The 364-nt window shown below is 58.8% G+C and carries 1 protein-coding gene; it reads left to right on the top strand.

The window, feature by feature from the left end; genetic code table 11:
• A partial coding sequence (locus FRY97_RS22730) for a hypothetical protein (protein ID WP_170254898.1) occupies positions 1–364 on the top strand: 364 nt, incomplete at both ends.

The following is a 364-nucleotide window of genomic DNA, read 5'->3' as shown; positions in this document are numbered from 1 at the left end:
CGGCGGCCTCATCGTCGGAACCGGCAAAGGCGTGGAGACCGCCATCAACAGCAGCAGCGGACGCGTAGACTGGAACCCCTGCTTCTTCAAGCTCAATGCCGATAGGCAGATGGAGTGGGTTCGGGAGTTTAGGGGAGAATTCCCGTGGACTAACTTCTCCATGGTCAAAATCGTCGAGGCTGCAGACCAAAGCGGGTACCTTGGGATCAGTTGGACCGCAGAGACGGAGTCTATTGGAGAGCTTCGGAAAGGCACCTGGCTCATGAAAGCCTCCCCACAAGGCGACAGCCTCTGGGTGCGCTACTTCACGCTTTTTGATGAGGAGCCCCTTGCCCCCGAGCCCATGGACCTCAAAGCCACCCCT

It is taken from the genome of Phaeodactylibacter luteus (genome assembly GCF_007993045.1).
In the GTDB taxonomy this organism is placed as follows: domain Bacteria; phylum Bacteroidota; class Bacteroidia; order Chitinophagales; family Saprospiraceae; genus Phaeodactylibacter; species Phaeodactylibacter luteus.
This window is presented reverse-complemented; position numbering and strand designations above follow the sequence as displayed.